This window comes from Roseibium sp. 10G30-5 (genome assembly GCF_055809635.1).
Genome location: NZ_CM147918.1, coordinates 1824445 through 1835000 on the forward strand (window position 1 = coordinate 1824445; position 10556 = coordinate 1835000).

A 10556-nucleotide genomic window follows, 5' to 3' on the forward strand; every position below is an offset into this window, starting at 1 on the left:
CTGGATCGTGGCGGAAGCATCGCGGGACCTATGAAATTCCTGGGCAGTGATCTTATTGATCCGTTGGTAGATGTGAAAGCAGGTCTGCGGCAGCTAATTGCGCACGGTCGAGCCGCTCTGCCTGAGTAGCGCCCTCCAGACCCAGCAGAACGCGCAGGCTTTCAGTTCCCACCAGACGGCTGAGGAAGGACATGCTGAGGAGCCGACACTGATGCGCGTCGAGGCTCGCGCATTCGGCCCGGCCTACAAGGAAATCGGTCAACATATCTTCATGCGTGCCGATCATCCCGCGATAGGCCATATCCGCAAGCTCTGGAAATCTCTTGATTTCCGCCATGACCGTCCGGAATAGGGTCGTCGTTACTGGGCTGGCCAGCCGCTCCTGAAACATCATCCCAACGAAGACCAGGATATCCTGAAGGGGCTGCTTGAGCGCCTCTTCGATTCGTGCTCGGTCCTCGTGCTCGACCGGGTGACAAGCGCTCTCGATTACCGCAGCGAAAAGGTCATCTTTCCCTTCTGCATGGCGATAGAGAGTCATGATCGAAACACCGGCGCTTGACGCGATCGCCTCCATACTTGCGCCGCTATAGCCGTCGCGCAGGAAAGCCTCACGCGCAGCTTGCAGGATGACGGACCGCTTGCGCGCCATCAGCTTCGCCTTGGGATGGTCTGAAGGCCAGTCTTTCATATGCCGCTTGACTCCAAACAATAATGAGCATTATCGTTTGATGGTGACGATAAGATACCCACCATTACCTTATACGAAAGTCGGACCGACACAAACTGGCGATCCGTCAAGATCGCTTTGGTCGGCAGCGGATGCCGAATTTCTTTTGTTAACGGGAACTCAGTGCCATGACAGATGATGATACGGGCGCAGCGGCCATCCGCAGACGCGGGATTACCCGGAGGCCGATCTGGAGAATAATTGGCGGGTTCGCCGCGATCCTACTGATCGGATTGTTTGTCTTTGGCCTTACATTCACGCCTGCCACTCTGGACCTCCCGCCAGTCTCCGTGGGGAAATTGCCTCCGGCAGCGCCGCCTGTGGGAATGTCGATCAGCATAATTCCAACGGGCTCGTATGACAGCCCTGCGGCACTCACTTATCGCGGTGGCTCGTGGATCCAAACACGGCACCTTGCGGCGACGGCAGTGCTGATCCGGCATCCGCGGGGCAATCTGCTTATCGACACCGGTTTCGGCACCAAGGTTGAACAGCAGATGAAGCTGCTTCCCGCAATTCAGCGATCGCATCACGTCACGGGAACCCCGGCTGTCGTCCAATTGGCAGCGGGCGGTATCCGGCCCGGCGACATTGCAGGCGTTATCCCTACGCACGCCCACTGGGATCATATCGGCGGCCTTACCGATCTGCCGGGAGTGCCGGTCCTGATTGATGCCGCGGGCAAGCGGTTCATTGAATCCCACGCCAAAGGTACTGAGGTCATCAACAGCATTCCCGACGTCAACTATCGCCCCTATGTATTCGATGGCGGGCCTTACCTTGGGTTTCCGCGAAGTCATGACGTTTGGGGTGACGGTTCGGTCGTCATTGTGCCGGCACCCGGCCACACGCCTGGCTCGGTGGTGATTTTCGTCAGCTTGCCTTCAGGGATACGTTACGCATTTGTCGGGGATCTTGTGTTTCAGAAGGAAGGCCTAGACATCCCGGCAGAGAAACCATGGTTGATGCGGTTTCTGATCGGCGAGAACAGGAAGGTAATAAACCGGGATATCGCTCTTATCAGGGCGGCGGTGGCCAAATATCCCCAAATTCACGCCATCCCCGCGCACGATTCTTCTGCCCTGTCCATCATACCAACGTTTCCGGCTTCGGCGCATTAGATAGGGCATCGGCACCCCCCCGGCTGAGAGCTTTGCCTTGATGCACACGCTTTAGATACTCTGACCACGGCCAGCAGGAAACGTCGTTCATGTTGCGCGAGCCGACGAGCACAAAACGTCCGTGGGCGGCGAGCTCCTTCGCTATCTGAAGGCCGATACCTTGGTTAGCGCCGGTGACCAACGTGACCCTGTTTTCATTCTGCATGATCATTTCAGATGAGTGGATTGGCTTCATCTGACACAGACCGCGCCTTCAGGACATTATACCAACGATAGTCCTGATTTCGTTCCCAGATTAGCCTCGACTCGCCAATGCGTACCCGTCACGGTGCGTCAAACATCGTTGGAACACTCGACTGGACCCAGCGCGTTGCCATAAGGCTCGCTGGACTGATCGATGGCTCCGCAATCATGGTCACGAACAGGTTGTTTTCGTGCTCTTGTCTGGCATTCCCCAGCGATTTCTCGTAACTATAGGTTCTCCATGGCGTCGAAGCGAATAATCCCAGAAAGCGTCCAATATGCTCTTAGAGATCACTGATAAAGATATACCGTCGATCGTCACTTTGATGAATCGGGCTTATCGAGGGTCGGACAGATCGCCAAGCTGGAGCACACAGGAACGTTATCTTTCCGGTGACCGCATTTCCGAGCCCCTTCTACGCTCGGATCTACTGACAAAACCCAACGCCAGCCTCCTGAAATGGGAAGATCCCAGGGACGCCACGCTGCTGGGATGTGTCTGGATCGAGCCGCTGGGTAATTACGTCTGGTATATTGGTTCGCTGGCAACAGACCCCTCCCGGCAGAAAGAAGGCTTCGGCCGGACGTTGCTGAATGCCGCAGAGCAATGGGCGCGCAAGCGCGGCGGAAAACGCATCCGGATGACCGTTATTAACGTTAGGCAAACGCTGATCGATTGGTATATTCGGCGTGGCTATCGTGCGACCGGCGAGACAGAGCCTTTTCCCTATGGTGACGATCGTTTCGGCACGCCGCTTCGCGATGATCTCAGCCTCCTGGTGCTCGAGAAGGAACTGTCCGACGTGTGACCAAGTGGCGAGCGGCACCAAAAGCCGGCCCCGAATGCGGGCACCTTGCCTCAGCGGCCAATAAATTTGTCCCAAGCGTTCGGCGGACCAAAAACCTCCGAGATAAAGTCAAGGAACGCCCTGACGTTAGGACTGGCTCGCCGGCTCTGTGGCCAAAGCGCGCTAACGTCGTGGCGATGGACCGAGAACTGTATGAGGATCGGCACAAGTTCGCCTCTCGTGACATAGGGCGCTGCGATATATGAGGGTGAGACGCAAATGCCCCCACCGGCAACAAGAACGGCCATAACCGCATTGCCCTCATCAACCGTGATTCCGCCCGGCGGCGTTATTTCAATCTCGCGTTCGCCGATGCGAAAGGGCCAACGCGCCAGTTGACCGGTACTTCGGAACCGAAAATTTACACAGTCATGTTCGTTCAGTTTGTCCGGATGTTCCGGCGTGCCCCTGTGCGCCAGATATTCAGGCGATGCGAACGCACAGAACAGGTTCGGTGCCAGCACCTTTGACAGCAACCGGGAATCATCGAGAGCGCCCACTCTGATTGCCAGGTCCACCCCCTCTTCGATCAGGTCGACGCGCTGATCTTCCAGCCGAAGGTCGACGTGCAAGTTGGGGTAGAGGGCGCGAAAGCGTGGCAATTGGGGACAGAGCACGTTTACACAGATCGGCGGCGGAGCGGTAACCTTGATCGTGCCGATCGGTTCGCCACGCGCGGCCAGAGCGGCTTGTTCAATCTGCTCGGCTTCATGCAGCAGCCGCAAAGCGCGCTCGTGAAGGTCTCGGCCTTCGGGGGTCAGCGTCAACGTGCGCGTGGTGCGGGTGAAGAGCGATAGGCCCAGCTGCTGTTCCAGCCGTTGAACGCTCTTGCTCACAGCGGACGGCGAGATGGAGAGCGCTCGGGCCGCAGCCGTAAAGCTACCGAGCGAAGCTGCTCTTGCGAACGCGATCAGACCGGTTAGCCGTTCCAAGCCAATTTGTGCCATAGCGGCATTACTTATCGGAATTCCGACTACATTGTCAACTATGGGGAGCCATGACTACTCTACAGAGGCGTATCTCAGGCACATTTCCAGCCTTAGCGCGCCCCCGGCACGGTCTGGAGCGGCAAATGCCGACGGCCTTTAAGAGTGGACCCGCGCAGTCTTGCCGGCCCGATATAGTTTAAGTCGCAGGCGATTTACCGCGTTGAGCCGAAGCGAATGAAAGGAGGAACTCATGACCCTGAATGGAAAAGTTGCACTCGTCACGGGCGCCGCAACTGGAATTGGAGCGGCGCTCGCTCAGGCGCTTCATGCGCAAGGCGCCACCGTTGTCGGTGCCGACCTGTGTTGGGATTCCAGCACCGGAGCACCTGATGTGGAGCACGCACAATGCGACGTCTCAGATCAGACGAGTGTCCACGCCTGTATCGCCGACATCGAAAATCGCCATGGTTCGGTAGATATCCTTGTCAATAACGCTGCGCTCTCTTCCAGCCTCAAGCCCAAGCCTTTCGAAGAGATCAGTCCGGAGGAATGGACCCGCGTCATGACCGTCAACACGTTAGGTCCGTTTCTGTGCAGCAAGGCTGTTGCGCCGCGGATGCGGGAGCGAAAGTGGGGTCGCATCGTCAACATCACCTCCGCAACCATCTTCACCGGTCAGCCGCGCCTCCTTCACTACATTTCCAGCAAAGGTGCGATTGCTTCGCTGACCCGGTCGCTGGCACGCGAACTCGGTAATGACGGGATTACTGTCAACGCCATCGCGCCCGGCCTGACGATAACCAGGAACATGGCGGAGAATGGCAGTTATACAGAGGAGGTGCGGGAGCAGGCGATCATGGGGCAAAGCATCCCAAGGCCAGAGCAGGCCACCGATCTCGTCGGCGCTTGCCTGTTCCTGACCAGCGATGGGGCGAGCATGATGACAGGGCAAATCCTTGCTGTGGATGGTGGAACCGCTGTCCATTGAATCGCACCGAAGAGAGGGCGGCTACTGCCATCCCAGCGACGGGGTAGCCGCGGACGCGCGCAAACCGTGTCAGGTCACAGGCCAGCGCCGCTGCGCATCTGGGCCCGGCTCGATAACCCGACATGGGGCTGAGGTTGTCCAACTCGCGACCAGCAACGAGATGCACTTTCAGAACGGAGAAGGAAACAATGTGGAAAGTCAACTCGCGCTGCATCAATTGCATGGCTTCCCGGACCATGGCGCCTCAACTATTGGAGGAGAGGGGCGGGCGATCGGTATTCGTACGACAACCCCTGACTGACGACGAGACGATCGCTGCCTGGCGAGCACTCGAAGTATGTCCAACGTCTGCTGTCGAAGCTCCGGGCGTGCTGACGCGACCTGCCAACCTGTTTCCTCAAGAACTCACGCCGGACGTGTTCAGGCTCGGCTATAACGCGCGATCATCCTATGGTGCCCATTCTTACTTCGCGAACACTCCTGCGGGCCGGGTGATGATTGATGCTCCGCGATGGTCCTCACATCTGGTCGCATGGATCACCGAACGCGGCGGACTGGACCACATCCTCCTGACGCACCGCGACGATGTCGCCGATGCGGAACGATACGGCAAACACTTCAAAAGTCGAATCTGGATTCATCAAGACGACGCGGACAGCGCACCATTCGCCACGGACATCTGGCGCGGTAACGACAGGCAGGAAATCCTGGCCGAAATCACTGTGCTGCCTGTGCCCGGCCATACGCGAGGGAGCGTCATGTATCTTCTCAATGATCGCTTTCTCTTCACGGGCGACTCATTGGCGTGGAATCCAGAAACCCATACTTTCGAAGCATTTCCCGACGTCAACTGGTATAGTTGGTCGGAGCAACTGCGATCCCTTCGATGCCTTCTCAGCGAGAGTTTCTCCTGGATCCTTGCCGGCCATGGCGGAAGTGTCGAGCTCGCCCCCACCGAAATGCGCCTACATCTGGCGCGTTTTCTCGATCTGGCGACATAGTTTTAGGTTGTGTTGACAACGAGGATTCCAAAATCGGCTGATCCGTGATTCTAGACTGTCTTTTAGGAGGCCGTTTTGGCACGTGGTGATCTGATAGACGCAGAATGGGAACTTATCGAAGGGTTGCTTCCAACAGAACGCGGCCGGAAGTCCCACCCGGCCCTGGATAATCGCCGGTATTTGAATGGCATGCTGCATGTCCTACGCGTTGGCTGCCCCTGGCGCGACATGCATGAGCGGTACGGGAAATGGAACTCTGGTCTATGTTCGCTTTCGCCGATGGGCGGAGCAAGGCGTCTGGGATGACCTTCTGGAAACGCTGGTGGACCTCGGGCTAACCGATGACTGGCAGCACGACGGTTCGCGGCCACAGTCAGGCGGCGGGCGCAGAAGGGGGACTCATAAGGAGGCTTTTGGTCGATCACGCGGCGGCTTTACGACAAAAATCCATTCCAGAACGGACGGTCAGGATGTCCTCTCGGCTTTGTCCTGACGGGTGGCGAAGCATCCGACTACAGCACTGTTCCAGCTCTTCTGGACATGCCATGCCGCAAGCCAAGACTTGTTTCTGGCTGACAAGGGGTACGATGGCGACGCGGTGCGCCAAAGTCTGTTGCTCGCTGGCATCAGTCCCGTCATTCCGCCCAAGTCAAACCGCAGGGAGCCAATTCCGTGCGACTTTCGGGCTTACAAAGACAGGAACCGGATCGAGCGCATGTTCAACAAGGTCAAGCAGTTCCGCCGGATAGCAACCCACTACGACAAGACCAAGGCGTCCTTCGCCGCTTTCCTCAATCTCGCAGCCGCACGCATATGGCTACGTGACTTTGTCAACAGAACGCTAAAGGTCGCCCGTCAAACACTTCGTCCGCGACGCCATTTTTATTTCGATTTTGCCTTTGGATGGGAGGCACAGTTTCTGCGTTTCTGATTTTTTTTTAATTTTGAACGCAAACAACCCGCTTTTGTAGCGGGTGTATTTCATCATATTTGTTATAATTTGGTTGCGGGAGCAGGATTTGAACCTGCGACCTTCAGGTTATGAGCCTGACGAGCTACCGGGCTGCTCCATCCCGCGTTATTATTTTATGTATCCGAGATTATTTTCTGCGTTTTGCAGGCCTGGCAGCGACCTACTCTCCCACATCTTGAGATGCAGTACCATTGGCGCTGGGGAGTTTCACGGCCGAGTTCGGGACGGGATCGGGTGGGGGCTCCCCGCTAGAGCCACCAGGCCGGCGAAGCGCAGAAAATATCGAGAACTGGTCTGTTTTGAGTTTTGCGGTTTGAGCGTTTGGGATTCTGGATCCCTGAGAGGGCCTGAACAGATGTGTGTCTGTCCTTGCACTTTCGCAAAACTGGTCAGTTGATTTGATGAACATTGACTAATGAGAGGATCAAGCCGAACGAGCTATTAGTAAAGCTAAGCTTCATGCGTTGCCACACTTCCACACGCTTCCTATCGACGTGGTGGTCTTCCACGGCTCTTCAGGGAGAACTCGTTTTGAGGTGGGTTTCCCGCTTAGATGCTTTCAGCGGTTATCCCTTCCGTACATAGCTACCCTGCAATGCGGCTGGCGCCACAACAGGTCCACCAGAGGTACGTCCATCCCGGTCCTCTCGTACTAGGGACAGATCCTCTCAATTCTCCTACACCCACGGCAGATAGGGACCGAACTGTCTCGCGACGTTCTGAACCCAACTCACGTACCACTTTAATTGGCGAACAGCCAAACCCTTGGGACCTGCTCCAGCCCCAGGATGTGATGAGTCGACATCGAGGTGCCAAACAATGCCGTCGATATGGACTCTTGGGCATCATCAGCCTGTTATCCCCGGCGTACCTTTTATCCGTTGAGCGATGGCCCTTCCACGAGGGACCACCGGATCACTATGGCCGACTTTCGTCTCTGCTCGACTTGTCAGTCTCGCAGTCAGGCAGGCTTATGCCATTGCACTCAACGAGCGATTTCCGACCGCTCTGAGCCCACCTTCGCGCGCCTCCGTTACCATTTGGGAGGCGACCGCCCCAGTCAAACTACCCGCCACACACGGTCCCGGATATTGTAGTACCGCGGTTAGATATCCATAACGACAAGGGTGGTATTTCAAGGATGACTCCACATCAGCTGGCGCCAATGCTTCAACGTCTACCACCTATCCTACACATGTCGTCACGAATACCAGTGTGAAGCTGTAGTAAAGGTGCACGGGGTCTTTCCGTCTGACCGCAGGAACCCCGCATCTTCACGGGGAATTCAATTTCACTGAGTCTGTGCTGGAGACAGCGGGGAAGTCGTTACGCCATTCGTGCAGGTCGGAACTTACCCGACAAGGAATTTCGCTACCTTAGGACCGTTATAGTTACGGCCGCCGTTTACCGGGGCTTCAATTCGGAGCTTGCACACCTCCTCTTAACCTTCCGGCACCGGGCAGGCGTCAGACCCTATACGTCGTCTTGCGACTTCGCAGAGCCCTGTGTTTTTGATAAACAGTCGCCACCCCCTGGTCTGTGCCACCCCACAATGGTTGCCCACCATGAGGTCTCCCTTCTCGCGAACTTACGGGAGCATTTTGCCGAGTTCCTTCAGCACAGTTCTCTCAAGCGCCTTGGTATGCTCTACCAGTCCACCTGTGTCGGTTTCGGGTACGGTTTATAGCGGTGGAGCTATTTCCATGGAACACCTTCACCGCATCCCCAATCCAATAAGGGAATACGATACACGGCATCCGTCACTACCACCAAGTACAGGAATATTAACCTGTTTCCCATCGACTACGCCTTTCGGCCTCGCCTTAGGGGCCGACTAACCCTGCGCCGATTAGCGTTGCGCAGGAACCCTTGGACTTTCGGCGAGGGTGTCTCTCACACCCTTTATCGTTACTCATGTCAGCATTCGCACTTCTGATATCTCCAAGAGCCCTCACGGGTCTCCCTTCGCAGACTTACAGAACGCTCCGCTACCGCATGCACATAAGTGCACACCCGCAGTTTCGGTGTATGGCTTGAGCCCCGGTACATTTTCGGCGCGGAACCCCTTATTTAGACCAGTGAGCTGTTACGCTTTCTTTAAATGATGGCTGCTTCTAAGCCAACATCCTAGTTGTTTTGGGAGTTCTACATCCTTTCCCACTTAGCCATAACTTAGGGACCTTAACTGGCGGTCAGGGTTGTTTCCCTCTCCACAATGGACGTTAGCACCCACTGTGTGTCTGCCAGATACTACTTCTCGGTATTCGGAGTTTGGTTAGGATCAGTAAGGCGGTAAGCCCCCATAGCCCATCCAGTGCTCTACCCCCGAGAGTATTCGTCTGACGCTCTACCTAAATAGATTTCGCGGAGAACCAGCTATTTCCGAGTTTGATTGGCCTTTCACCCCTAGCCACAACTCATCCCCGACTTTTTCAACAGGCGTGGGTTCGGTCCTCCAGTGCGTGTTACCGCACCTTCAACCTAGTCATGGCTAGATCACTCGGTTTCGGGTCTAATCCAACGAACTAAAACGCCCTATTAAGACTCGGTTTCCCTACGCATACACCTATCGGCTTAAGCTTGCTCGCTAAATTAAGTCGCTGACCCATTATACAAAAGGTACGCTGTCACCCAGGACAAACCTTGGGCTCCAACTGTTTGTAGGCATCCGGTTTCAGGATCTGTTTCACTCCCCTCGTCGGGGTGCTTTTCACCTTTCCCTCACGGTACTTGTTCACTATCGGTCGACAAGGAGTACTTAGGCTTGGAGGGTGGTCCCCCCATGTTCAGACAGGATTTCACGTGTCCCGCCCTACTCAAGGATCATAAAAGCTTCTACCCATACGGGGCTATCACCCACTAAGGCCCGACTTTCCAGACGGTTCCGGTTCTACTAATATGACCACTGGCACTGGTCCGCGTTCGCTCGCCACTACTAACGGAGTCTCGGTTGATGTCCTTTCCTCCGGTTACTTAGATGTTTCAGTTCACCGGGTTTGCTTCCCTTGCGGGATACTCCATACGGAGTGGGTTTCCCCATTCGGAAATCCACGGATCAAAGCTTATTCGCAGCTCCCCATGGCTTATCGCAGCGTATCACGTCCTTCATCGCCTCTTGTCGCCAAGGCATCCACCGAATGCCCTTATTACACTTGATCACTCTCATTATCAATGTTCATCAATCACGCGCCCTTTACTGAAGCAGGAACGCTCCAACGCATGATCACACTGATTATTAGACCAGTTTCTCGAGATCAATCCAACAGCCATGCGGTCAAGCTAGCTACCTACTTAAAACGTAGATCCCTGCAGTAAACCACAGAGGTCGAACGATCTTCTCTTCAACGATGTCAAGAACATAAATGCAAAGCCAACAGGCATCGCAAACCTTTTTCTTCTTCAACAAAACGAACAAACTCAACCCAAAAGGGAGCTCGTAAAACAAACACCCAGAGCACAAACCCCACCCAAACATCCAATCAAAACCAGATGCAAAAAGACACGGTAAAACCCGAACGCAGTGAGTGGTGGAGCCAGACGGGATCGAACCGACGACCTCATGCTTGCAAAGCACGCGCTCTACCAACTGAGCTATAGCCCCGCTCTCAAGATAAGACATACTCACCACCCAAAAGGATGGTGGGCCGAGGAGGACTTGAACCTCCGACCTCACGCTTATCAGGCGTGCGCTCTAACCACCTGAGCTACCGGCCCATGTCTTAA

At 55.6% G+C, this 10556-nt stretch carries 7 protein-coding genes, 3 tRNA genes, 2 rRNA genes and 1 pseudogene; 5 read left to right on the top strand and 8 right to left on the bottom strand.

Annotated features, from left to right (window positions below; translation table 11 throughout):
• Positions 1-52: 52 nt before the first annotated feature.
• Positions 53-691 (bottom strand): TetR/AcrR family transcriptional regulator, encoded by a 639-nt coding sequence (locus tag AC0L7U_RS09230; protein WP_473695513.1) that lies wholly within the window; start codon positions 689-691, stop codon positions 53-55.
• Between the two features lie 167 nt (positions 692-858).
• Here AC0L7U_RS09230 and AC0L7U_RS09235 point away from each other — a divergent pair, with 167 nt between their 5' ends.
• Positions 859-1851: an MBL fold metallo-hydrolase gene (locus AC0L7U_RS09235; protein WP_473695515.1), complete on the top strand. Its 993-nt coding sequence runs from the start codon at positions 859-861 to the stop codon at positions 1849-1851.
• Here AC0L7U_RS09235 and AC0L7U_RS09240 read toward each other — a convergent pair.
• Positions 1820-2086, bottom strand: coding sequence for an SDR family NAD(P)-dependent oxidoreductase (locus tag AC0L7U_RS09240; protein ID WP_473695517.1), 267 nt, complete (start codon positions 2084-2086; stop codon positions 1820-1822). The genes AC0L7U_RS09235 and AC0L7U_RS09240 overlap by 32 nt on opposite strands.
• A gap of 286 nt (positions 2087-2372) precedes the next feature.
• Here AC0L7U_RS09240 and AC0L7U_RS09245 point away from each other — a divergent pair, with 286 nt between their 5' ends.
• On the top strand, positions 2373-2903 hold the full coding sequence (locus AC0L7U_RS09245; RefSeq protein WP_473695519.1) for a GNAT family N-acetyltransferase: 531 nt from the start codon (positions 2373-2375) through the stop codon (positions 2901-2903).
• Positions 2904-2953: 50 nt separating this feature from the next.
• Here the strand turns inward: AC0L7U_RS09245 and AC0L7U_RS09250 are convergent, their stop codons facing one another.
• On the bottom strand, positions 2954-3889 hold the full coding sequence (locus AC0L7U_RS09250) for a LysR family transcriptional regulator (RefSeq protein WP_473695521.1): 936 nt from the start codon (positions 3887-3889) through the stop codon (positions 2954-2956).
• A gap of 232 nt (positions 3890-4121) precedes the next feature.
• Between AC0L7U_RS09250 and AC0L7U_RS09255 the strand changes: the two genes are divergently transcribed.
• From AC0L7U_RS09255 to AC0L7U_RS09265, 3 genes and pseudogenes are all read left to right on the top strand, one after another.
• Positions 4122-4859 carry an SDR family NAD(P)-dependent oxidoreductase gene (locus AC0L7U_RS09255; RefSeq protein ID WP_473695523.1) on the top strand — a complete coding sequence of 246 codons (738 nt, stop codon included), beginning with the start codon at positions 4122-4124 and terminating at the stop codon, positions 4857-4859.
• Between the two features lie 188 nt (positions 4860-5047).
• Entirely contained in the window at positions 5048-5860 is an 813-nt protein-coding gene (locus AC0L7U_RS09260) for an MBL fold metallo-hydrolase (RefSeq protein WP_473695525.1), read from the top strand.
• 75 nt (positions 5861-5935) lie between these two features.
• A pseudogene (locus tag AC0L7U_RS09265) lies at positions 5936-6701 on the top strand (IS5 family transposase); the annotation flags it as partial.
• Between the two features lie 160 nt (positions 6702-6861).
• On the opposite strand, the gene AC0L7U_RS09270 reads toward AC0L7U_RS09265, so the two are convergent.
• The 5 genes from AC0L7U_RS09270 to AC0L7U_RS09290 form a co-directional block, all read right to left on the bottom strand.
• A tRNA-Met gene (locus AC0L7U_RS09270) sits at positions 6862-6938 on the bottom strand.
• 42 nt (positions 6939-6980) lie between these two features.
• A 5S ribosomal RNA gene (gene rrf / locus AC0L7U_RS09275) occupies positions 6981-7095 on the bottom strand.
• A gap of 158 nt (positions 7096-7253) precedes the next feature.
• Positions 7254-9991 (bottom strand): 23S ribosomal RNA (locus AC0L7U_RS09280).
• A gap of 367 nt (positions 9992-10358) precedes the next feature.
• Positions 10359-10434, bottom strand: a tRNA-Ala gene (locus tag AC0L7U_RS09285).
• Positions 10435-10470: 36 nt separating this feature from the next.
• Positions 10471-10547 (bottom strand) — tRNA-Ile (locus AC0L7U_RS09290).
• Positions 10548-10556 lie beyond the last annotated feature (9 nt).